This is a genomic window from Agrococcus terreus (assembly GCF_014645235.1).
GTDB lineage: Bacteria > Actinomycetota > Actinomycetes > Actinomycetales > Microbacteriaceae > Agrococcus > Agrococcus terreus.
Genome location: NZ_BMLM01000002.1, coordinates 88,447 through 111,812, shown reverse-complemented (window position 1 = coordinate 111,812; position 23,366 = coordinate 88,447). Strand labels below are relative to the sequence as shown.

The window sequence follows — 23,366 nt, the reverse complement described above, 5'->3', positions numbered from 1 at the left end:
CTCGGAGGCTGACGTGGAAGACTGAGCAGGTGACCCACATCGGATCGGCGACCGGCGAGCACGCCACGCAGGGCAGCGACGCGCAGCGGTTCGCCGTGCGCTGGGCGGGCCTGACCGACACCGGCTTCCGCCGCCAGCACAACGAGGACTCCCTCGTGACGCAGCCGCCGGTGTTCGCCGTCGCCGACGGCATGGGCGGCCACTCGCACGGCGACCTCGCCAGCCGCGCCGTCGCGGAGCAGCTCGGCACGCTCTCCGACCTCGACACCGTGGAGCCGATCGACGTGGTCGAGGCGCTCCGCCGCGCCACCGACGAGATCGAGCGGCTGGGCGACGGCGAGGGCGCCGCGGGCACGACCGTCACCGGCTGCGCGTTCGCGCTCCACGAGGGCGCCCCGCACTTCGCGGTCTTCAACGTCGGCGACTCGCGCACCTACGCGATGCTCGGCGAGCGCCTCACCCGCATCACGATCGACCACTCGGTCGTCCAGGAGCTCATCGACGCCGGGCTCCTCACCGAGGAGGAGGCCGAGACGCACCCGGAGGCCAATGTCGTCACGCGCGGCGTCGGCGCCGGCATCGACCCGGTGCCCGACTACTTCCTGCTGCCCGTCATGCCCGACCTCCGCCTGCTCGTCTGCTCCGACGGCCTCACGAAGGAGGTGCAGGACGTCGACATCGAGCGCATCCTGTGGGAGCACGAGGAGCCCGTCGCCGCGGCCGAGGCGCTCGTCGCCGCCGCGCTCGACCACGGCGGCCGCGACAACGTCAGCGTGATCGTCCTCGACGTCACCAAGGCGCCGTCGGTCGAGGACGTCGACCGCACCGTGCCCCGCACGACGCTGCGCGACGAGGAGACCAGGCGGTCCTGATGCCCAGGCGGCTCCCCTCCGCGCCGCCGGTCCTGCCCGGCTACTCGCACCTCCACGTGCTCGGCACGGGCGGGTACGCCGACGTGTTCCTCTACGAGCAGGCGCTGCCGCGCCGCCCCGTCGCCGTCAAGGTGCTGCTCGCCGAGCTCGTCGACGAGGACGTCCGCAGCTCGTTCCGCAGCGAGGTGAACCTCATGGGCCGCCTCTCGTCGCACCCCGGCATCCTCACGGTCTACGGCGCGTCCGTCGCGAGCGACGGCCGCCCGTACCTCGTCATGGAGCTCGCCAACCCCGAGCTCGGCGAGCGGTTCCGCGCCGAGCCGCTCACCCCGGAGGCGGCGCTGCGCGTCGCGATCCGGATCGGCTCCGCGATCGAGACCGCGCACCGCGCGGGCGTGCTGCACCGCGACATCAAGCCCGCGAACATCCTCACCACCGCCTTCGGGCACCCCGTGCTCTCCGACTTCGGCATCGCGGGCCTGCGGCACGACGTCTCGGAGGCCGCGGGCGTCTCGGTCCCGTGGGCGGCGCCCGAGGTGCTGCGCGGCGAGACCGGCGGCACCATCGCGACCGAGGTGTGGTCGCTCGCGGCGACGGTCTTCTCGCTCATCGCGGGCCGCAGCCCCGGCGAGCACCCCGGCAGGGCGAACGACCACGCGGCGCTCACCGATCGCATCGTCTCGCACGACCTGCTGCCGTCCCGCGCGATCCCCGCGCCCCTCCGGACCGTGCTCGACCGCGCGCTCTCGGCCAAGCCGCTCGACCGCCACGTCAGCGTCGAGGAGCTCCTCGAGGAGCTGCAGGACGTGCAGCGCGAGCTCGGCCACGACGTCACCCCCATCGAGGTGCAGCTCGACCCCTGGGCCTCGGGGCCGGCGCCCGAGCCGGAGCCGGAGGAGGCGGCCGACGCCCTCCGCCTCCGCCAGCGCCGCGCGCGCCGCTCGCCCGGCATCACCGGCAGCCGCATCGACATCTCCGCCTCCACCGGCCGGCGGCAGCCGCAGCAGCCGAAGCGGATCGTCGTGGGCATCGGCATCGCCGTCGCCTCGATCGTGGTGCTCGCGATCGTCGCGGTGGCGGCGGTCGCGCTCTCGTCGGTGTCGGCCCGCATCCCCGCGGTCGCGGAGGTGACGGCCGAGCCCGAGAGCGGCGGCGTCGAGTTCCGCTGGGAGGACCCCGGTCTCACCGGCACCGACACCTACCTCGTGCGGACCTCGACGGGCGACTCGCTCATCCAGGGCGGCTCGAGCTTCCGGCTGGGCGGCGAGCCCGGCGAGCGGCTCTGCGTGGAGGTCGCGGTGAACCGCGACGGCTCGACGGGGGAGGTCGTCGAGGCCTGCGGGGAGCCGCTCCCGTGAAGCGCGGCGCCCTCGCCGCGGGCGTCGGCGGCGTGCTCGCCGCCGGCCTCGTCGTGGGCGCCGTCCTCAGCCCCGGCTACGCCGCCGTCGAGCCGGAGCTCGACGGCTCGAGCGTCTGGGTGGCGAACGCCGCAGAGGGCGCGATCGGGCTCGCGAACACCGCGAACGCCACCATCGAGCGGGTGCTGCGCGTCGGCGGCGTCGACGAGGCCCTCGTCGCCGCGAGCGGCACCGTGCTCGTCGACCGCGACGCCTCGACCGTGCGCGCGGTGCTCGCCGACGCCGCGGAGCCCGGGCCCGCCGTGCCGATCCAGTCGGGCGCCGACGTCCAGGTGCGCGGCGACCGCGTGCTCATCGCCTCCTCGACGACCGGCGACGTGTGGCGCACGACCGCCGGGGCGATCGCGGAGGGCGGCTCGCTCGGCGACCCCCTCGTGGCGCTCGGCCGCGGCGGCGTGGCCGCGCTCGGCGAGGAGACGCTGCTCGCGGCGTCGCCCGGCCTCGGTCGCGTGCTGCGCATCGACGATGCCGGCGAGACGGTCTCGAGCGAGCGCGCGCCGATGTCGCCGTCCGCGCCCGCGCTGCAGCTCACGGTGCTCGGCGAGGACTGGGTGCTCTACGACGCGGGCTCCGGTGTGCTCTCGACCCGCAGCTGGGAGACGCCGCTCGAGCGCTCGGGCGTGCGGCTGCAGGCGCCGGGCGGCGCTGCGCCGGAGGTCGTCTACGCCGCCGACGACGCGCTCGTGCGGCAGGGCCTCGGCATCCGCGCCTCGGAGGTGCTCGCCTCCGGCGCGGCCGGCCGGCCGGCCGCGCCGGTCGTGGCCGAGTGCACCTACGCCGCCTGGAGCGGCGGCACGGCCTGGCGCTCCTGCGGGGGCGAGGAGCCCGCGGTGCTCGCGCTCGAGGGGGTCGACCCGCAGGCGAGCCTCGAGGTGCTCCAGCGCGGCTCCGCCACCGCGCTCGTCGACCCGGCCGCGGGCGAGGCATGGGCCATCGACCGCGACGGCGCCCGGATCGAGGGCTGGCAGCTCGAGGACGACGTGCCCGAGCCCGAGGCGCCCACCGACGGCGAGACGATCGAGGAGGAGGTCGAGGCCTCGCCCGCGCCGCCCGTGGCGCAGGACGACGAGCTCGGCGCGCGGCCCGGCGCGGTGACGCTGCTGCCCGTGCTCCTCAACGACGCCGACCCCAACGGCGACCCGATCGTCATCACCGACGTCGCCTCCGACCGCGACGACGCGCCCGTCTCGATCTCGCCCGACGGACGCACCGTCCGGCTCGAGGCCCCCGAGTCGGGGGCCGTGGGCGTCGACTACCGCATCTCGGACGGCACGGAGAGCGCCGAGGCGCGGGCCACCGTGACCGTGCGGCCCGACGGCAACGAGCCGCCCGTGCTCGAGCGGCCCGTCGAGGCGACCCTCGAGGCCGGCGGCACGCTCGTGCTCGACGCGCTCGACGGCTGGGTCGACCCCGACGGCGACCCGCTCGCGGTCGTCTCGGCCACCGCAGAGGCACCCGACCGCGTGACGGTGCGGCCCGACGGGCGGCTCGAGATCCGCGACGGCCGCGCCGGCGCGCAGCGCGAGGTCGAGGTGACGGTCACCGACGGCGTCGACACCGCCACCGCGCCGATCGCGCTCACGGTCCACGCCGGCACCGTCCCCATCAGCGCTGACCCCATCACCGCGGTCGCCCGCCCCGGCCAGCGGCTCCGGCTCGAGCCGCTGCTCGCCGCGCACGGCGGCGCCGGGCCGCTGAGCCTCCACAACGTCGTCGCCGAGGGGCTCCCGGTCGACCCGCACTACGCCGACGGCACCATCGAGGTGCGCCCGACCGAGCCGGGCCTGCTGCGCTTCACCTACGTCGTCACCGACGGCTCCTCGACGATGGACGGGGCCGTCGCGGTGCGCGTGCTCGACGCGGCCGACGCGTCCTCGGCGCCCGTCACGCGGCCGCAGCGGGTGCTCGTGCCGGAGATCGGCTCGATCGAGGTCGACGTCGACCGGCTCGCGACCGACCCCGCGGGCGGCATCGTCGCGATCTCGATCGCCTCGAGCGACGACCCGGCCGTGCGCGCCGAGGTCGTCGATGCCGACCGCGTGCGGCTCACGCTCGTCGACGAGCTCGACGGCGAGACGACCGTGCGGTACACCGCCACGAACGGCCGGCGCGACGCGACCGGGGTGCTCGCCGTCTCGAGCGCGGCCACGGCCGCCGTGCAGCCGCCGATCGCGCGCGACGACACCGCGGCCGTCCGCCCCGGCGGGCTCGTGGAGATCCCGGTGCTCGCGAACGACGAGCAGCCCGACGGCCTGCCCCTCCAGATCGACGGCATCGTGGGCGAGCCGGAGGCGGGCCTGCTGTTCGTCGAGGGCGACCGGCTGCGGTACGTCGCCGGCCCCGAGCCCGGCACCTTCCACGCCACCTACGCCGTCCGCGGGCCCGACGGGCAGACGAGCACGGCCTCGGCCACCATCCGCGTCGCCGACGCCGCGGTCGCGACGAACGCACCGCCCGAGGCGCCGACCGTCGAGGCCCGCGTCGTCGCGGGATCGACGGTCGACGTGCACCTGCCGCTGTCGGACGCCGACCCCAACGGCGACCCCGTGCAGCTGCTCGGACCGTCGAGCGCGCCCGCCTTCGGCTTCGTCACGCAGACGGGGCCCGCGACCCTCCGCTACCAGGCCGGCGACTACGCGCAGGGCACCGACGAGCTGCGGTACCGCATCGCCGACGACCTGGGCGGCGTCGCCGAGGGGTCCGTGCGGATCGCGGTCTCCGAGCCGACCCCGGCGCTGCCCCCGGTGCTCGGCGCCGACGAGGCCGAGATGCGCCCCGACTCGAGCCTCGTCGTGCCCGTGCTCGACGACGACGCCGACCCTGCCGGCCTGCCGCTGCGCGTCGTCGACGCCGAGACGGCGAGCGCCGGCGCGCGGGCCACCGTGCAGGACGACGCCGTGCTCGTCGAGGTCGGACCCGGCGAGCGCGAGGTCGGCGTGCTCGTGACCGTCGAGAACTCGGCGGGCAGCACCGCCGCGAGCTGGCTGCGGGTGCGCGTCGCCGACGACGCCCCGCCGCCCGCGCCCGACGTCGCCGACGTGCAGGTCGGCATCCAGGCGATCGCCGCCGCCGATGCCGTGCGCATCGATCCGCTCGCGCACGCGAGCGTCCGCGACGGGCGCGCCGACGCGCTCGTCGCGAGCCTGCCGATGGAGGCGGAGGGCGTCGTGCTGCGCGAGGACGGCTCGATCGAGATCGCCGTGGGGGAGCGCACCCGCTACGTGCCGTACGCCGTCGGCCGCTCCGACGACCCCGGCGCGGTCTCCACCGCGGTCATCGCCGTGCCTGGCCGGGCCGACGCGCTGCCGCAGCTGCGCCCGGGCGTCGCGCCGCTCACCATGCGCTCTGGCGAGGTCGCCGAGGTGCGGCTCGCCGACTACGTCGACACGCTCGACGGCGATGGGCCGATCCTCACCGACGCCTCCGAGGTCGAGGCGACCCCGGACTCCGGCGCGAATCCCGTGATCGACTCCCGCACGCTCCGCTTCGCGCCGCCGCCGACCTACTTCGGCCCGGCGAGCCTCACCTTCGAGGTGACCGACGGCGACAGCCCGAGCGACCCCGACGGCCGGGTCGCGACGATCGTGCTGCCGATCGACGTCGTGCCCGGCGACGACGTGCCGCTCTCGGTGCGCGGCTTCCAGGTGCAGCTCGAGCCCGGCGAGGAGCGCACGATCGACCTCGAGCGCATCACGCGCACCCCCGACCCCGAGCGGCTCGCGCGCGCGTCCTGGTCGATCGTCGAGGCGGTGCCCGCGGGCTTCCAGGCGTCGATCGTCGGCTCGGAGCTCACCGTGCGCGCGCTCGACCGCACCCCGGCGGGCACGCTCGCGGGCCTGCGGCTCGGCGTGCGCGACGCCGCGGGCGACGGCGACCCGGGCGAGATCGTGCTGTCGGTGCTCTCGTCGACCGCGCCGCTCGTGGCGCCGGCGCCGGACGCCGTGACGGTGCAGCGCGGCCAGAGCGCCGAGGTGCGTCCGCTCGCGAACGACGAGGTGTCGAACCCCTTCCCGGACACGCCGCTGCGGCTCGGCGGGATCCGCGCCGAGGGCGCCGCGGCTCGCGGGGTCGAGGCGCGCCTGATCGACGGGCGCCTGCGCATCTCGGTCGCGACGGAGGCGGCGATCGGCGCGACGATCGTCCACGTCCAGGTGCTCGACGCGACCGGCGACGAGCGGCGCGGCGTCTGGAGCCCCGTCACCGTGACGGTGCAGGATCGGCCGGATCCGCCCGCGCCGCCCGTGCAGGCGTTCGACGCCCACGAGGACGGCGTCGTCACGATGGCGATCGACCCTCCCGCCGCGAACGGCAGCCCGATCACCGGGTACCGGATCGTCGGGCCGGGCATCGACGTCGACTGCGGCGCGCAGCCGCGGTGCCGCATCGAAGGGCTGCAGGCGGGCGTCGACATGCGGCTCGCCGCGATCGCCGTGAACGCCCTCGGCCCGAGCGAGCCGTCCGCGCCGTCCGAGCCGGTGCACGCCGACCGCCTCCCCGCAGCCGTCGGCGGCATCGAGGCCGTCCCGGCGCGCGATCCGGGATCGGTCGAGGTGCGCTGGCGCGGCGTCGGCCAGCCCCCCGGCGGCACGCCCGTCGAGGCGTACCTCGTGCACATCACCGGCGCCGGCACCGACCGCATCGTCCGGGTCGGGGCGGGGGAGCGCAGCGCCGTGGTCGGCGGCCTCGTGGCCGGCCGTGCCTACCAGGTGGAGGTCGCGGCCGCGAATGCCGCGGGCGTGCCCGACGCCAGCTGGCGCTGGCCCGCCGCGCCCGTGCCGTTCACCGCCGTGGGTCTGCCCGGCACGACGCAGGTGCTCATCACCGACCGCGAGGGCGGCACCGTCACGGCGCGCTGGGCGGGCGTCGACGCGGGCGGCGCGCGCCAGGTGCGCTACCAGGCGCGCATCGTCGCCGAGTCGGAGGCGCCCGGCCTCTCGTGCACGAGCGGCGGCGGCGGGCAGCCGTCGGGCGGCACCGCGACCTCGGCCACCCTGCCGGTGGCCGACGGCGCCCGCGCCGTGGTCGCCGTGACCGCCGACAACGGCTGGCACTGCTCGGTCTCGGTCTCGCAGCCCGTCTTCGGCAAGCCGGCCCCGGTCGACCCCTCGACGGTCGAGGTGCGCGCGGAGGTGCGCGACGACGCTCGCGACCTGCGGCTCGTGACCGCCCGCTCGCCCGGCAGCGGCCTCTGGATCGAGGCGCGCGTCGTGCAGTCGGGCTCGGGCGAGTGGGCCCGCGCCTCCGCCGGCACCTGGCTCACGCCCGCAGCGTCCTTCCAGTACGGCCGCGCCGACACGCGCGTCGAGGTGCGCGCGTGCGCGCCCTCCGGCGCCGGCTCCGGGTCCGTCTGCTCCGACCCGTCGACCGTGGGCTCGTTCACGCCGCTGAGCCTGCGCGCCACCGTGGAGTCGTGCAGGCCGCTGCAGCCGCTCGAGGCGACGCCGCCGTCGAACGCGTCGCTGCAGGCGTTCGGCTCGGTCGAGGCGCGCTACCTCGTCGACGGATCGTGGACCGCCTGGGGCAGCTCGCGCGACGACGTGCCGCCGCGGGCCTCCCAGGTCCAGGCGAGGGGCGTCGTAACCTATCAGGACCCCGAACCGTACGTGGATCCGCAGCCGACCGTCGCGGGGTGCGGACTGTGAGCCGGCGCGCGGCCATCGAACGGGAGGGGGCGCCCGTGGGCGTCGACGTCACGAGCATCCAGGCGCTGGCCGAGCGGGTCGTGGAGCGGATCGAGCCGGTGCTCGTGGGCAAGCCCCACGTCGTGCAGCTCGCCCTCTCGGCGATGCTGAGCCGCGGCCACCTGCTCGTCGAGGACAACCCGGGCACCGGCAAGACCTCCCTCGCCCGCGCGCTCGCCGCGTGCATCGCCGGCACGTCGCACCGCATCCAGTTCACCCCCGACCTGCTGCCGAGCGACATCACGGGCGTCGCGGTCTGGAGCCAGGCGAGCCGAGAGTTCGAGTTCCGCGCGGGCCCCGTCTTCGCGAACGTCGTGCTCGCCGACGAGATCAACCGCGCGAGCCCCAAGACGCAGTCGGCGCTGCTCGAGGTCATGCAGGAGGCCCGCGTCACGGTCGACGGCGTCGCGCACGCCGTGCCGCAGCCGTTCATGGTGATCGGCACGCAGAACCCGGTCGAGCACGCGGGCACCTACCGGCTCCCGGAGGCGCAGCTCGACCGCTTCGCGCTCAAGGCCTCCATCGGCTACCCCGACCACGCGTCGACGCTCCGCATCCTCACCGACTCCGGGGACGACGTCTCGCCCGAATCGCTCCGGCCGGTCGCCGACGAGCGCACGATCCTCGCGATGGCGGCGGCCGTGCGGGAGGTCCACGTGGAGCCCTCCATCGTCGACTACGTCGCGCGGCTCGTCGACGCGACCCGCGAGGCCGACGAGGTGCGGCTCGGCGTCTCGGTGCGCGGCGCGCTCGCGCTCGTGCGCACCGCCCGGGCGTGGGCGGCGCTCCACGGCCGCGACTACGTCACGCCCGACGACGTCAAGGCGCTCGCGGTGCCCGCGCTCGCCCACCGCCTCGTGCTGCAGCCCGAGGCGGAGTTCGACGACGTGCGGCCCGAGAGCGTCGTGCAGCAGCTCATGCTGACGGTGGCGCCGCCGAGGCGCTGACGTGCGCTGGCTCGACGTCGTCCGGCGCTCGGTCACCCCGTGGGGCTGGGCCCTCGTGGCGACCGTCGCGGTCGGCGCCGTCGTGTCGCGCGCGCTCGGCTGGACTGAGGCGCTCGTCGCCGCGGTCGCCGCCGGGGCGCTCATCGCGGGCGCGGTGCCCTGGGTGGTCGGCGAGCGCTGGGCCCGCGCGCGGATCGGGCTGAGCGCCGAGCGCGTGCCCGTCGGCTCGCCCGCGCTCGCGCTCGTCGAGATCTCGCGCCCCACGCGCGCGCTCACGCCGCGGCAGGTCGACCTCGACGTCGGCGGCGAGGACGCGGTGCTCGACATCCCGCCGCTCGAGGTGGGCGGCACCGTGCTGCGCAGCGTCCCGCTCGACACCTCCCGCCGGGGCCTGCGCACCATCGGCCCCGCGACGCTGCTGCGCACCGACCCCTTCGGGGTGCTCGAGCGCCGCCACCGGCTCACCGACACGCGCACCCTCGTCGTGCACCCGCGCACCGTGCGGCTCCCGGGCGGCGCCGCAGGCGTCGTGCGCGACCTCGACGGCGAGGCCGCCGCCGAGCGCACCGCCGACGACGTCTCGTTCCACAGCCTCCGCGAGTACGCGCCGGGCGACGACCGCCGGCTCGTCCACTGGCGCTCGAGCGCCCGCTACGGCGAGCTGCTCGTGCGCCAGTTCGAGCCGTCGCGGCGCGCCGACACCCTCATCGTGGTCTCGACCGACCCCGACGAGTACGACGGCGACGACTTCGAGCTCGCGCTGTCGCTCGTCGGCACGCTCGGTCTCGCCTCGCTCGCCGACCGCCGCGGGCTGCGCGTGGTCGAGAGCCCGCGCTCGGATCGCAGCGGCGCCGAGCCGGTCGACGCGGCGACGCGCGAGCGGCTGCTCGACGCGCTCGCGGTGCTCGAGCCGACGAGCGACCACGGGATCGCCGCTGCCGCGCGCGCGTCGCGCGGCGTCAGCGCCGGCAGCGTCGCCTGGCTCATCACCGGCTCGCGCGCCTCGCCGCGCACGCTGCGCACCGCCTCCAACGGCATGCCGAGCGGGGTCGTCTCGGTCGTCGTGCGCGCCGCCGTCGGCGCCGTGCCGGCGCGCTCGCGGCTCGGCGACGCCGACGTCGTCACCGTCGGCGCGGTCGAGGACCTCGCGCGCGGCGTGCGGCACGGGGCACCGCAGTGATCGCGCGGGCGCCGGGCGTCGGCGCGATCCTCATCGCCATCGCGGCGGCCTGCGTGCCGATGTGGTGGATCTTCGGCACGCTCCAGCTGGTGGTGGCGCTCGCGGTGGCGCTGCTCGTCGGGGCCGCGCTCGGCGTGCTCGCGGCCGTCCGCCGCTGGTCGGGGCTGTCGCTGCTGCTGAGCGGCATCGCCGCGTTCGCGCTCCTCGTCGTCCCGCTCACCGCGCCGCAGCGCATCCCGCGCGGCGAGTGGCTGCCGGCGCTCGGCGACTCCGCGGCGGCGCTCGTGCTGTCGTGGCGCCGGCTGCTGTCGATCGGGCTGCCGGTCGGCACGAGCGATGCGCTGCTCGTCGCGCCGGTGGTGCTCGTGCTCGCGGGCAGCGTCGCGGGCGTGTGGCTCGCGCTGCGCTCCCCGCGCGCCGAGGTGGCGGCGGCGATCCCCGCCGCGATCGGCGTCTGGGCGGTGCTGTGGGGCCCGCACGACCTGCCGATGCCGTGGCTCACCGGCCTCGTCGCCATCGTGCCGATCACGGCGTACGTCGCGCTCGTGCGCCAGGCGCGCCGCCGCAGCCGCAGCCCGCGCGCGCTCTCGTCGCTCGCGCGCCGCGTCGGGGCGGGCGCGGTCGTCGCGGTGCTCGCGGCCGGTGCCGCCGCCGCCGCGGGCGCGTTCGCGCAGCTGCCCGACCGGATCGTGCTGCGCGGCGACCCGCCTTCGTCGATCGACCTCGTCGGGGCGAGCCCGCTCTCGAGCCACCGGTCGTTCTGGGAGGAGGGCGAGCGCGACGCGGAGCAGCTGGCGGCCACGGGCCTCGAGCCCGGCGACCGCATCCGGCTCGCGGCGCTCGACGCCTACGACGGCCAGGTGCTCGGCGTGGGACGCGCAGCGTTCGAGCGCGTCGCGGCGGCGGAGGCGGGCGACGGGCGGGTCGTCGGCATCACGGTCGGGTCGCTCGAGACGCCGTGGCTGCCGACCGTCGGCACGCCCTCCGCGATCCGCTTCGTGGGCCCGCGCAGCGCCGAGCTCGCGTCGGGCCTCCACCGCGACGACGCGCTCGACGCGCTCGTCGCCATCCCGGGGCTCGAGGAGGGGGACGGCGTCCAGCTGCTCGTGCAGCCGGGCCCGCCGGTCGTCGATGCGGCGGGCATCCCGACGCTCGACCCCGCCGATCCGCGCCAGGGCGTCACGGAGCTGCCCGACGCGATGCTCACGGCGCTCGCCGCGTGGACGGGCGACGCGCAGCGGCCCGGCGAGCGGCTCGCGGCGCTCGTCGCCGGCATCCGCGCCGACGGCTACGTGAGCCACGGCGTGCTGCCCGACGAGGTGCCCTCGCGCGCCGGCCACTCGCTCGAGCGGCTCGAGGAGCTGTTCGAGGCGCCGATGGTCGGCGACGCCGAGCAGTACGCGACCGCGGCGATGCTGCTGGCGCGGCAGGTGGGCTTCGACGCTCGGGTCGTCGTCGGCTTCACGCCGGGGTCGATCGAGCCGGATGCGCCGACGCGCGTGCTCGGCAGCGACGCCGACGCGTGGATCGAGGTGCGCACAGAGACGGGCTGGGTCGGCATCGACGTCTCGCCCGAGCCGCGGCCCATCCCGGACGAGGAGGAGGGCGCGCCGACGGTGGTCGAGCAGCCGCCCGCCCAGCAGGCGCCCGCGCCCGCGCCGGCGGGCCAGGACGCCGGCAACGACGCCGCGGCACCGAACGCGCCGCAGGAGCCGGTGGACGACGGCTCGCGGCTGCTCGCGGCGCTCGCGGCGGCCGGATCGGTGCTGGGCCTCCTCGCGCTCGTGGCGGCCCTGCCCGTCGGCCTCGTGGTCTCGAAGGTGGTGCGCCGCCGCCGCAGGCGGGCCGCGGACGAGCCGCGCGACCGGGCGGAGGGCGCCTGGGCCGAGCTCGCCGACGCGCTGCACGACCGCGGCGCCGACCTGCCGCCGGGCGGCACCCGGCTCGAGCAGTCGGGCGCGCACGAGGGGATGCGCGCGCTCGCCGAGCGGGTCGACCGAGCGGTGTTCGCCCCGCGACCGCCGACCGAGCAGGAGATCGACGAGGCCTGGCGGATCGGCGACCGGGTCCTCGCCGACCACGACGCGGAGCGGGGCCGCCTCCGGCGCCTCGCGGCGGTGCTGAACCCGTCGTCGCTCGCGCGCCGCTGAGCCGTCGCCGTCGCTCGCGGCGGTCACGATCCACAGCGCGCGGCGTCGGCGGAGCGGGCGTCGGCGCGCTCCCGCATGCTCGCCGCATGGAGCCGATCGCCCTGCCCCGACCGCCCGCCGAGCCCGAGCCCGGCGCGTTCCCGCTGCTCGCGAGCCTCGCGCCCGTCCTCGGCGCCGCCGCGATGTGGCTCGTCCTGCAGTCGCCCGCCGTGCTGGCGTTCGCGCTGCTCGGGCCGCTCATCGCGCTCGCGAGCCTCGGCGACGGCCGGCGCACGCGTCGGCGGCGCCGCCGCCGCGAGGCGGAGCGCTGGCGGCGCGAGCTCGAGGAGGTGTCGGCGCGGGTCGACGCGGCGCTCGCCGAGCGGGCCGACCGGCTCCGGGCGGAGCACCCCGGGGCCCGGACGCTCGCGGGCATGCCCGCGCACGACCCGCGGCGCTGGCGGCGGGCCGACGACGCCGCGGTGCCGGTCGTGCTCGGCGTCGGCGAGCGGCCGTCCGGCATCCGGCTGGAGGGCGAGGTGCGGGCGTCCGACCCCGCGGCGGTGCGCTCGGGCGCCGTCGACGACGCGGCGCGGCTGCGCGAGCGTGCCGCAGTGCTCGACGGGCCCCTCGTCGTCGATGCTCGCGACGGGGTCGGCCTCGTGGGGCCTGCGGCGGCCGCGGTCGCGCGCACTGCCGTGGTGCAGGTGCTCGAGGCGGTGCCGCCGGGCGCCGCACGGGTCGTCGCGCCCGAGGATCCGGCGTGGGACTGGCTCGCGCTCGGGCCGCACGAGCTGCACCGCGAGCCGGGCTCGGCCGTGCGGGTGGTCGGCGACGGCGTGGAGGCGACGGTCGCGGTGGCGGCCTCGCCGGAGGGGCTGCCGAGGGAGTGCCGCGCCGTCGTGCGGGCGACGCTCGACGAGGTGCGCTGCGGCGACGCCGTGGGGGTGCCGGAGGCGCTTTCGGCCCGGGAGGCGGCGGAGGCGGCGAGCACGCTCCGCGACGCCGCCGCCCGCGCCGGGCTCGGTCCGGCGAGCGGGCCGCCGCCGCACGTCGCGCTCGCGCAGCTCGAGCAGCCGCGCGGCGGCCTCGCCGCCCGCTTCCTCGTCGCCGACGCCCCGATCGACCTCGACCTCGTCCGCGACGGTCCGCACGCGGTCGTCGGCGGCACGACCGGCTCCGGCAAGAGCGAGCTGCTCATCGCCTGGATCGCGGCGATGGCGGCGGGCCGCTCGACCGAGGAGGTCGCGTTCCTGCTCGTCGACTTCAAGGGCGGCGCGTCGTTCGCGGCGCTCGCGGGGCTCGCGCACTGCGTGGGCGTCATGACCGACCTCGACGAGCGCGGTGCGCGGCGGGCGATCGAGAGCCTGCGCGCGGAGCTCCGCCGGCGCGAGCGCGTGCTCGCCGAGCAGGGCGCGCGCGAGATCGGCGAGGCGAGGGGGCTGCCGCGGCTCGTCATCGTCGTCGACGAGCTCGCGGCGATGCTCGACGACCTGCCCGACCTCCATCGTCTGCTCGTCGACCTCGCGGCCCGCGGCCGCTCCCTCGGCGTCCACCTGGTGCTCTGCACGCAGCGGCCCGCCGAGGCCGTCCGCGACGCGCTGCTGGCGAACTGCGGCATCCGCATCTCGCTCCGCGTGACCGGGGAGCAGGACGCGATCGCCGTCACCGGCACGCCGGAGGCCGCCCGCATCGGCCTCGAGGCGAGGGGCCGCTGCGTCGTGCGGGTCAGCGGCGGGGCGACGCGGCTCGCGCAGGCGGCGCTCGCCGAGCCCGAGGCGCTGGCCCGGCTCGTCGCGGCCTCCGCCGCGCTCCCCGCGCCGGCGCGGCCGTGGCGCGAGCCGCTGCCCGAGCTGCTGCCGCTCGCGGCGGCGACGGCGGCCGCGAGCGGCGCAGGGGATGGCCCGGAGGGCGTCGTCCTGGGCCTCGTCGACCGGCCGGCGGCGCAGGCCGTCGATCCGGTGCTGTGGCGGTCCGAGCGCGACGGCCCGCTGCTCGCGATCGGCTCCGCCTCGAGCGGCCGCACCGCGCTCGCCGACCTCGTCGCGGGGCAGCTGGGCACCTCGGTCGTCGACCGCGAGGACGCCCTGTGGGACGCGCTCGCCGACGGCGGTCCGCTCGTCGTCGACGACGTCGACCTGCTGCTCGCGCGGCTCGGCGAGGAGCACCAGCAGGCGGTCGCGCAGGGGCTCGCGACGGCGATGCGCTCCGGCAGGCCCGTGGCCCTCACCGCGCGGCGCGCCACCTCGGCGATGGCGCAGCTCGCGCCGCTCGCCGAGCTGCGGGTGCTGCTGCGGATCGCGAGCCGGCAGGAGCACGTGGTCGCGGGCGGCGCGGGCGGCACGCACGATGCGGGCCTGCCGCCGGGCGGCGGCTGGATCGACGACGAGCGGGTGCAGCTCGCGCTCCCTCCGGCGCCCGCGCCCCGTCGCGCTCCGCGCGCGGTGCCGCTGCCCGAGGGCCCGCTCGCGGTGGTGCTCGGGCCGGCCGCCGCGCTGCCGCCGGCGCTCGCGGCCGGCGCGGTCGCGCCCGGCGCGCCGGGTGCCGACGCCGCGCCCGTGGTCGCGGGCGCCGCGCACGAGTGGGAGGCCGCGTGGGGTGAGCTCGACCGCCTGCGCCGCGTCCGTCCCGTGCTCGCGCTGGGCGTCGACGCGCGCCAGCTGCGCCAGGCGCTGCGCCACGCGCCGCTGCCGCCGCCCACGCGGGGCGAGCCCGCCTGGCTCATCGACGGGGGAGCGGTGCTGCGGCTGCGGTGACGCCGCTGCGGTGCGACTACGGGGCGAGGGCGGTCGCCACCGGGACCGCCTCGTGGCCGAGCGCCGTCGCGACCCCCTCGTGCACGATCCGGCCGCCGGCCGCGTTGAGGCCCGCGGCGAGGCCCGGGTCGTCGCGGAGGGCCGCCCGCCAGCCGAGCTCGGCGAGCCGGAGCGTGGATGCGAGCGTCGCGTTCGTGAGCGCCTCGGTCGACGTGCGCGGCACGGCGCCCGGGAGGTTCGCGACGCAGGCGAAGACCGTGCCGTGCACCCGGTAGCTCGGGTCGGTGTGCGTGGTCGGCCGCGAGTCCTCGAAGCAGCCGCCCTGGTCGATCGCGATGTCGACGAGCGCCGAGCCCTCGCGCATCCGCTCGACGAGCGCGCTCGGCACGAGCTTCGGCGCCCGCGCGCCGGGGATGAGCACCGAGCCGATCACGAGGTCGGCGTCGGCGACCGACGCCTCGACCGTCGCGCGGTTCGAGTGCAGCGTCTGCACGCGGCCCGCCCAGTGCAGGTCGAGCTGGCGCAGCCGCGGCAGCGAGACGTCGAGCACCGTGACGCGCGCGCCGAGCCCCACGGCCATCTCGACCGCCGCGGATCCGGCGACCCCGCCGCCGAGCACCACGACGTGCCCCGACCGCGTGCCCGGCACGCCGCCGAGCAGCAGCCCGCCGCCCCCGCCGGCGCGGGTGAGGAGCGTCGCGCCCTGGGTCACCGACAGCCGGCCGGCCACCTCGCTCATCGGCGCGAGCAGCGGCAGCGAGCCGTCGGGCGCCCGCACCGTCTCGTACGCGATCGCCGTCGTGCCGCGCTCGAGCAGCGCGTCGGCGAGCTCCGGCGCGGCGGCGAGATGCAGGTAGGCGAACAGCGTCAGGTCGTCGCGCAGCAGCGCGAGCTCGGGGCCGACCGGCTCCTTCACCTTGAGCACGAGCGAGGCCGCCCACGCCTCCGCGGCGGTCGGCGCCACCCGGGCGCCCGCGGCCGCGTACGCCTCGTCGGCGATGCCGGAGCCGACGCCAGCGGCCGTCTCGACGACGACCACGTGGCCGCGCGCGACGAGCTCGGCGGCCCCCGCGGGCGTCAGGGCGACGCGCGCCTCGTCGGCCTTGATCTCGCGGGGGACGCCGATCAGCATGTCGGCTACCGCGCCGAGAGCGCCCGGCCGATGACCTCGATCGCCTCGCGGAGCTGCTCGTCGGTGATCGCGAGGCTCGGGAGGAAGCGGAGCACGTTGTAGTCGGTGCCGGCCGTGAGCACGAGGACGCCCTCGAGGCCCGCGGCGGCCGAGATCGGGCCGGTCGGGATCGGCTCGCCCGTCTCGGGGTCGACGAGCTCGATCGCGAGCATCGCGCCCTTGCCGCGCACCTCCGCGATCTCCGGGCGCGACGCGGCGAGCTCCTCGAGCAGCGGTCGCAGCACGGCCTCGACGCGGCGGGCCTGGGCGTTGAGGTCCTTCGACGTGACCTGCTCGAGCACGGCGACGGCCGCGGCGCACGAGACCGGGTTGCCGCCGAACGTGCCGCCGATGCCGCCCGTGTGCACGGCGTCCATGATCTCGGCGCGGCCCGTGACGCCGGCGATCGGCATGCCGCCCGCGATGCCCTTGGCCGAGAGCACCATGTCGGGCACCCAGCCGAACTGCTCCGAGGCGAAGGTCGTGCCGGTGCGGCAGACGCCCGACTGCACCTCGTCGGCGATCATGACGACGCCGTTCGCGGTGCACCACTCCTGCATGAGCGGCAGGTAGCCGTCGGCGGGCACGATGAAGCCGCCCTCGCCCTGGATGGGCTCGATGACGAGGCACGCGAGGTCGGCGGCGCCGACGTGCTTCTCGAGGTACCACTGGGTGCGCTTCGCCGCGGCGGCGCCATCGAGGCCGTCGCGCAGCGGGTACGAGCCCGGCGCGTGGAAGATGTCGCTCGCGAGCGGTCCCATGCCGGTCGCGTACGGCGCCGGCTTGAAGTTCATGGTCATCGTGAGGTTGGTGCGGCCGTGGTAGCCGTGCTCGACGACGGCGACGGCGCGGCGGCCGGTCGCCCGGCGGGCGATCTTCACGCCGTTCTCGACGGCCTCCGAGCCCGAGTTCACGAAGAACGACTTCTTCGCGTGGTCGCCGGGCGTGAGCTCGGCGAGCAGCTCGGCGACGCGCACGTACGGCTCGTAGGGCGTCGTGCCGAACAGCGAGTGCGTGAGGAGGCCCACCTGCTCGCGGACGGCGGCGACGACCTCGTCGTTCGTGTGGCCGATCGTCGTCACGCCGATGCCGCAGCCGAGGTCGATGAAGCGGTTGCCGTCGACGTCGGTGATGATCGCGTCGTGCGCCTCGGCGATGAAGACGGGCAGCTGGTGGGGGATGCCCTGCGCCACCGCGGCCGCCTTGCGCTCCAGCAGGGCTCGGCTCTTCGGGCCGGGGATCTCGGTGACGATCGAGCGGGAGGTCGCGGGGGCAGCGGTGTCGGTCATGTCGGAATCCTACGCCTCGGCCGGACGCCCGGTCGGCCTACGCTGGGGGCATGCCGATGCGACACTCCTACGCCGTCGAGGTCGAGTGGACGGGAGCGGGCGAGGAGGGCACGCGCACCTACCGCTCGTACGCGCGCGACCACGTGATCCGCGTCGAGGGCCTCCCCGAGATCCTCGGCTCGGCCGACCCGACGTTCCGCGGCGACCGCGCCCGCCACAACCCGGAGCAGCTGCTGCTCGCGGCGCTCGCGCAGTGCCACATGCTCAGCTACCTGCACCAGGCCGCGAGCCGCGGCATCGTCGTGACCGCCTACCGCGACGCCGCGACCGGCGCGATGGAGACCGCCGGCACGGGCGGCCGCTTCACCGAGGCGGTGCTGCACCCGGTCGTGACGATCGCGGATGCGTCGCAGGCGGCGGATGCGCTCGACGCGCACCGCCAGGCGGGCATCGACTGCTTCATCGCCTCCTCGGTGGCGTTCCCGGTGCTGCACGCGCCGACGATCGTCGTCGACGGCGAGGTCGTCGCCTCCGCCGAGGCCCGCGCGCGCCGCGAGGACGCCGCGTGAGCCGCCGCCGCGTCATCCTGCTCGGCTCGACCGGGTCGATCGGCACGCAGGCGCTCGACGTCATCCGCGCCAACCCCGACCGCTTCGAGGTCGTCGGCCTCGTCGCCGGCCGCGACCGCGCCGGGCTCGAGGCGCAGCAGGCCGAGCACGGGGGCGAGGCGGCGCTCGGTGCCGACGCCGCGGTGACGATGATCGAGAACGTCGAGTGCGACGTCGTCGTCAACGGCATCACCGGATCCGTGGGCCTCGCGCCGACCCTCGCGGCGCTCGACGCGGGGCGCGTGCTCGCGCTCGCGAACAAGGAGTCGCTCGTGGCGGGCGGCGCGCTCGTCACCGAGCGCGCGGCGCCCGGGCAGATCGTGCCGGTCGACTCCGAGCACTCGGCGCTCGCGCAGGCGCTGCTCTCGGGCACGCACGCCGAGGTGAGCCGGCTCGTGCTCACCGCCTCCGGCGGCCCGTTCCGCGGCTGGGGCCGTGAGCGGATGGCCGACGTCACCCCGCAGGACGCGCTCGCGCACCCGACGTGGGACATGGGGCCGATGGTGACCACGAACTCCGCGACGCTCGTGAACAAGGGCCTCGAGGTGATCGAGGCGCACCTGCTCTTCGACGTGCCCTACGACCGCATCGACGTGACGGTGCACCCGCAGTCGATCGTGCACTCGATGGTCGAGTTCGTCGACGGCTCGACGATCGCGCAGGCGTCGCCGCCCGACATGCGGCTGCCGATCTCGCTCGGGCTCGACTGGCCGCACCGCGTCGCGGGCGTCGGCCGCCCGCTCGACTGGACGGTCGCCTCCAGCTGGACCTTCGAGCCGCTCGACGAGGACGCGTTCCCCTCGGTCGCGCTCGCGAAGCGCGTGGGCCGGCAGGCCTCGACGTTCCCGGCCGTCTTCAACGCCGCGAACGAGCAGGCGGTGCACGCGTTCCACGCGGGCGAGATCGGCTTCCTCGACATCATCCCCGCGATCGAGCGCGTGCTCGATGCGCACGAGCCGGGCGAGCTGACCCTCGAGGGCGTGCTCGCCGCCGAGCGCTGGGCGCGCGCGGAGGCCGACCGCGTCTGCGCCGTCCACCGCTGACGGCCTCGTGACGCGTGCGCCTGCGGCGCGCGCTCCTCGGCCAGCGGGATGCGACCGCCGCTGGTCGAGGAGGCTGCGCCCGCAGGGCGCTGCCGTCTCGAGACCCGCTCAGGAGGTGCGGACCACCTCGTGCGGCGCGGCGTCGAGCGCCGCGACCACCTCGCCCGCGTCGTCCCACCAGCGCGCGTAGTGGTCCGGATCCCGGTTGATCTGCACCGCGTGCGCGACGCGCGTCGGCGCGAGCCCGTCGCGGCCCTCGAGCTCCGCGAGCTGGCGGTAGAAGAGCACCGCCGAGGCGTAGGCGTCCATCCGCACCTCGTACGGCCCCCACGGGTCGCGCTGCTGGAAGAGCCCGCGCGAGTCGGGCCCGGCCCGGTCGCCGCGGTCGAGCACCCGCAGGCTCGACTCGCCCATGGCGGTCATGACGCCGATCCGCACGTCGCGCTCCGAGAGCCCCATGTCGCGGCCCGCCTGCACGACGATCGCGGCGTTCTCGAGCTGCTCGCCGCGCCATTCGCCGACGGCGCGCGGCAGCTCGCCCTCGACGACCGCCGACTGCGGCACGACCGGCTCCTCGACCGGCGGCCGCAGCGCGAGCGACGCGAGCACGACCACGGCCGCGAGCCCCGCGAGGCCCAGCACGAGCCCGCGCACATCGCGCGATCGCGGCGCACGCTCGGCGACCGAGCGCGCGCGGCGCCCATGGCCTGCTGACATGCCAGCCACCGTAGGGACATCGTCTGTGGCACTACCCTGAGCGGCGATGGAACCCGTCCTCCTCTACATCCTGGGCGTGCTCGTCGTGGTCGTCGGCCTGGCCGTCTCGATCGGCCTGCACGAGCTCGGGCACCTGTGGCCCGCGAAGGCCTTCGGCGTGCGCGTCGGGCAGTGGATGATCGGGTTCGGCCCGACGCTCTTCTCGCGACGCAAGGGCGAGACGGAGTACGGCGTCAAGGCCATCCCGCTCGGCGGCTACATCTCGATGTCGGGCATGTTCCCGCCGCTGCAGCCGGGCGGCGAGAGCCGCACCGCCTCGACCGGCTTCCTCGACACGCTCGTGCAGGACGCGCGCGAGACGAGCGCGGAGTCGGTGCAGGAGGGCGAGGAGGGCCGCGCGTTCTGGCGCCTCGCCACCTGGAAGCGCATCGTCATCATGCTCGGCGGCCCGGCGATGAACCTGCTGCTCGCGGTGGTCCTCTACGCGGTCGTGCTCTGCGGGTTCGGCATCGCCGTGCCCGGCACGACGGTCGCGAGCGTCTCGGAGTGCGTCATCTCGGCCTCGGAGGACCGCACCGACTGCGCCGCGACCGACCCGGAGGCGCCCGCCGCAGCGGCGGGCGTGCAGCCGGGCGATCGGATCGTCGCGATCGACGGGCAGCCGGTCGACGGCTGGGCGGCGGTGCAGGAGGCGTTCCGCACGAGCGCCGGCACGGCGCTCGCGGTCGAGGTCGAGCGCGAAGGCCAGCCGGTCGAGCTCACGATCACGCCGCTCGAGACGCAGCGCGCGGTCGTCGACGACGCCGGGCAGGTCGTCGAGGTCGACGGCGAGCCGGTCGTCGAGACCGTCGGCTTCGCGGGCGTCGGCCCCCAGTACGAGGTGCAGCAGCAGCCCGTCACGGAGGTGCTGCCGGCCGTGGGCGACAACGTCGCGCGCGTCGGCCACCTCATCCTCAACCTGCCGCAGCGCCTCGTCGACGTCGCGGTCGCGGCGTTCGGGCCGGGGGAGCGCGACCCGAACGGCCCGATCTCGGTCGTGGGCGTCGGGCGCCTCGCGGGCGAGCTCGCGAGCCTCGACCAGATCCCGGCGCTCGAGCGCGTGAGCGCCATGCTGCAGCTGCTCGCCAACCTCAACGTCGCGCTCTTCGTCTTCAACCTCATCCCGCTCATGCCGCTCGACGGCGGGCACGTGCTCGGCGCGATCGTCGACGCGATCCGGCGCGGCTGGGCGAAGGTGCGCGGCACGATCGCGACGCCGCTCGACACGGCCCGCTGGGTCCCGGTGACGCTCGTGGTGACGATGGTGCTCGGCGTCATGAGCGCGCTGCTCATCTACGCCGACATCGTCAAGCCCATCAGCCTCTTCGGCGGGTAGGCCGCCGGGGCCGGGGCCCGGATCAGGCTTCGCGGGTGCCCTGGTGGAAGCGCTGGCGCCAGCGGCCGCCCGCGCGCACCCACAGCGAGCTGCGCAGCGCCGGCGCCTCGCCGACGGAGCGCCACACGAGCAGGCGCGCGTCGGGCGAGAGCTCGTGCGTCGCGAGCAGCTCGAGGTCGACGCGGGAGGGGAGCGGGGCGATCTCGGCGAGCAGCTCGTCGCGGCTCCAGCGGCGGCCCGAGGCGCCGATCTCCTCCCACTCGGGGTGCAGCAGCGCCGCGACGGCCGCGGGGTCGGCGCGCACCTCGTCGGTGAGCAGCGAGCGCTCGAGGCGCACGACCTCCGCCTCGGCCGGCTCGTCGGCGAAGAGGTCGAGGCCGTCGAACAGGTCGGGGGAGGCGGCGGCTGCTGCAGCGGGCTCGGCGACGGCGGCAGCCGGCGTCGCGGCGCGCGTGACGCCCCCGAAGCCGGGCCCGGCATCCGGCACGAGCCCGCGCTGGTAGGCGGCCGCCGCGCCGTTCGCGAGCCGGTCGGCGGCCTCGTTGAGCGGGTGGCCGGCGTGCCCCTTCACCCACTCGAAGGTCACCCGGCCGCCCGCGGCGCGGCGCTCGGCCATGAGCGCGTCGAGCTCCTGCATGAGGTCGACGTTCATGACCGGCTTGCCGTCGGCCTTCTTCCAGCCCTTGCGCTTCCAGCCGGGCATCCACTTGGTGATGGAGTCGATGACGTACTTGCTGTCGCACAGCACGTGCAGCGCCTCGACGCCGCGCGTCTGCTGCAGCAGGTCGAGCACGGCCGAGAGCTCGCCGATGTTGTTCGTGCCGGTCGGCCGACCGCCCGCGGCCCAGCGCTGCTCGTCGACGTACCAGCCCCAGCCGGTGGGCCCGGGGTTGCCGAGCGAGGAGCCGTCTGCCGCCGCGGTGATCGTCATGCGTCCATCGTGCCAGCGGCGCGGGCGGCGGCAGGCCGCGCGGCGCCGCCGCGGGCGCCCGGCCCGGCATCGTCCGCGCACAGCCCGCACGTCTAGGCTGAGCACCATGGCAGCCATCAACCTCGGCAAGCCCGAGCCGCTCACCCTCGCGCCGCGCCGCAAGAGCCGGCAGATCAGGGTCGGCAAGGTGCTCGTCGGCGGCGACGCCCAGGTGTCGGTGCAGTCGATGACCACGACGAAGACGACCGACATCAACGCGACGCTCCAGCAGATCGCCGAGCTCACGGCCACCGGCTGCGACATCGTGCGCGTCGCGGTGCCGAGCCAGGACGACGCCGACGTCCTGCACATCATCGCCAAGAAGAGCCAGATCCCGGTCATCGCCGACATCCACTTCCAGCCGAAGTACGTCTACCAGGCGATCGACGCGGGCTGCGCGGCCGTGCGCGTCAACCCGGGCAACATCCGCAAGTTCGACGACCAGGTCGGCGAGATCGCCAAGCGCGCCAAGGCCGCCGGCGTCTCCCTCCGCATCGGCGTCAACGCCGGCAGCCTCGACCCCCGCCTGCTGCAGAAGCACGGCAAGGCGACGCCCGAGGCGCTCGTCGAGTCGGCCGTCTGGGAGGCGAGCCTGTTCGAGGAGCACGACTTCCACGACTTCAAGATCTCGGTGAAGCACAACGACCCCGTCGTCATGGTGAAGGCGTACCGCCAGCTCGCCGAGCGCGGCGACTGGCCGCTCCACCTCGGCGTCACGGAGGCCGGCCCCGCCTTCCAGGGCACGATCAAGTCGGCGACCGCGTTCGGCATCCTCCTCTCGGAGGGCATCGGCGACACGATCCGCGTCTCGCTCTCGGCGCCGCCCGCCGAGGAGGTCAAGGTGGGCCTGCAGATCCTGCAGTCGCTCAACCTGCGCGAGCGCAAGCTCGAGATCGTCTCCTGCCCCTCCTGCGGCCGCGCCCAGGTCGACGTCTACTCGCTGGCCGACAACGTCACCGAGGGCCTCAAGGACGTCCAGGTGCCGCTTCGCGTCGCCGTCATGGGATGCGTCGTCAACGGCCCCGGCGAGGCGCGCGAGGCCGACCTCGGCGTCGCGAGCGGCAACGGCAAGGGCCAGATCTTCGTGAAGGGCGAGGTCATCAAGACCGTGCCCGAGGCCGAGATCGTGCAGACCCTCATCGAGGAGGCGCGACGCATCGCCGACGAGCAGGGCCTGCCCGCCGGCGAGGCGGAAGTCGTCACGGCCTGA

The 23,366-nt window shown here is 76.4% G+C and carries 15 protein-coding genes; 11 read left to right on the top strand and 4 right to left on the bottom strand.

All coding sequences use genetic code 11. The features are described 5' to 3' along the window. Window positions 1-29 precede the first annotated feature (29 nt). From IEW90_RS10325 to IEW90_RS10295, 7 genes are all read left to right on the top strand, one after another. Complete coding sequence (locus IEW90_RS10325; RefSeq protein WP_188718214.1) at window positions 30-872, top strand: PP2C family protein-serine/threonine phosphatase; 843 nt, start codon at window positions 30-32, stop codon at window positions 870-872. Beyond that, window positions 872-2,230, top strand: a complete 1,359-nt coding sequence (locus IEW90_RS10320; protein ID WP_188718213.1) for a serine/threonine-protein kinase — start codon at window positions 872-874, stop codon at window positions 2,228-2,230. The genes IEW90_RS10325 and IEW90_RS10320 overlap by 1 nt, the downstream gene beginning before the upstream one ends. Beyond that, entirely contained in the window at window positions 2,227-7,932 is a 5,706-nt protein-coding gene (locus IEW90_RS10315; protein ID WP_188718212.1) for an Ig-like domain-containing protein, read from the top strand. The genes IEW90_RS10320 and IEW90_RS10315 overlap by 4 nt, the downstream gene beginning before the upstream one ends. A 35-nt stretch (window positions 7,933-7,967) precedes the next feature. Continuing rightward, on the top strand, window positions 7,968-8,918 hold the full coding sequence (locus IEW90_RS10310) for an AAA family ATPase (RefSeq protein ID WP_229679630.1): 951 nt from the start codon (window positions 7,968-7,970) through the stop codon (window positions 8,916-8,918). A gap of 1 nt (window position 8,919) precedes the next feature. After that, a complete protein-coding gene (locus IEW90_RS10305) occupies window positions 8,920-10,098 on the top strand; it encodes a DUF58 domain-containing protein (RefSeq protein WP_188718211.1) in 1,179 nt (392 codons plus the stop codon). Continuing rightward, window positions 10,095-12,248, top strand: a complete 2,154-nt coding sequence (locus IEW90_RS10300) for a transglutaminase-like domain-containing protein (RefSeq protein ID WP_188718210.1) — start codon at window positions 10,095-10,097, stop codon at window positions 12,246-12,248. The genes IEW90_RS10305 and IEW90_RS10300 overlap by 4 nt, the downstream gene beginning before the upstream one ends. An 86-nt stretch (window positions 12,249-12,334) precedes the next feature. Continuing rightward, window positions 12,335-14,983, top strand: a complete 2,649-nt coding sequence (locus IEW90_RS10295) for an FtsK/SpoIIIE domain-containing protein (protein ID WP_188718209.1) — start codon at window positions 12,335-12,337, stop codon at window positions 14,981-14,983. Between the two features lie 16 nt (window positions 14,984-14,999). Here IEW90_RS10295 and ald read toward each other — a convergent pair whose 3' ends face one another. Together ald and IEW90_RS10285 are read right to left on the bottom strand one after the other, a co-directional pair. Beyond that, window positions 15,000-16,115: an alanine dehydrogenase gene (gene ald / locus IEW90_RS10290; protein ID WP_188718208.1), complete on the bottom strand. Its 1,116-nt coding sequence runs from the start codon at window positions 16,113-16,115 to the stop codon at window positions 15,000-15,002. 5 nt (window positions 16,116-16,120) lie between these two features. Next, entirely contained in the window at window positions 16,121-17,443 is a 1,323-nt protein-coding gene (locus IEW90_RS10285; protein WP_188718207.1) for an aminotransferase class III-fold pyridoxal phosphate-dependent enzyme, read from the bottom strand. 50 nt (window positions 17,444-17,493) lie between these two features. Here IEW90_RS10285 and IEW90_RS10280 point away from each other — a divergent pair, with 50 nt between their 5' ends. Continuing rightward, window positions 17,494-18,012: an OsmC family protein gene (locus tag IEW90_RS10280; RefSeq protein WP_188718206.1), complete on the top strand. Its 519-nt coding sequence runs from the start codon at window positions 17,494-17,496 to the stop codon at window positions 18,010-18,012. Then, window positions 18,009-19,094, top strand: coding sequence for a 1-deoxy-D-xylulose-5-phosphate reductoisomerase (gene dxr, locus IEW90_RS10275; protein ID WP_188718205.1), 1,086 nt, complete (start codon window positions 18,009-18,011; stop codon window positions 19,092-19,094). Before IEW90_RS10280 ends, dxr begins: the two co-directional genes overlap by 4 nt. 108 nt (window positions 19,095-19,202) lie before the next feature. On the opposite strand, the gene IEW90_RS10270 is transcribed toward dxr, so the two are convergent. Beyond that, a complete protein-coding gene (locus tag IEW90_RS10270) occupies window positions 19,203-19,811 on the bottom strand; it encodes a hypothetical protein (protein WP_188718204.1) in 609 nt (202 codons plus the stop codon). Between the two features lie 46 nt (window positions 19,812-19,857). Here IEW90_RS10270 and IEW90_RS10265 point away from each other — a divergent pair, with 46 nt between their 5' ends. Next, on the top strand, window positions 19,858-21,186 hold the full coding sequence (locus IEW90_RS10265; protein WP_188718203.1) for a M50 family metallopeptidase: 1,329 nt from the start codon (window positions 19,858-19,860) through the stop codon (window positions 21,184-21,186). Between the two features lie 22 nt (window positions 21,187-21,208). Here IEW90_RS10265 and IEW90_RS10260 read toward each other — a convergent pair whose 3' ends face one another. Beyond that, window positions 21,209-22,117: a ribonuclease HI family protein gene (locus tag IEW90_RS10260; RefSeq protein ID WP_188718202.1), complete on the bottom strand. Its 909-nt coding sequence runs from the start codon at window positions 22,115-22,117 to the stop codon at window positions 21,209-21,211. A gap of 106 nt (window positions 22,118-22,223) precedes the next feature. Between IEW90_RS10260 and ispG the strand changes: the two genes are divergently transcribed. Continuing rightward, on the top strand, window positions 22,224-23,366 hold the full coding sequence (ispG, locus tag IEW90_RS10255) for a flavodoxin-dependent (E)-4-hydroxy-3-methylbut-2-enyl-diphosphate synthase (protein ID WP_188718201.1): 1,143 nt from the start codon (window positions 22,224-22,226) through the stop codon (window positions 23,364-23,366).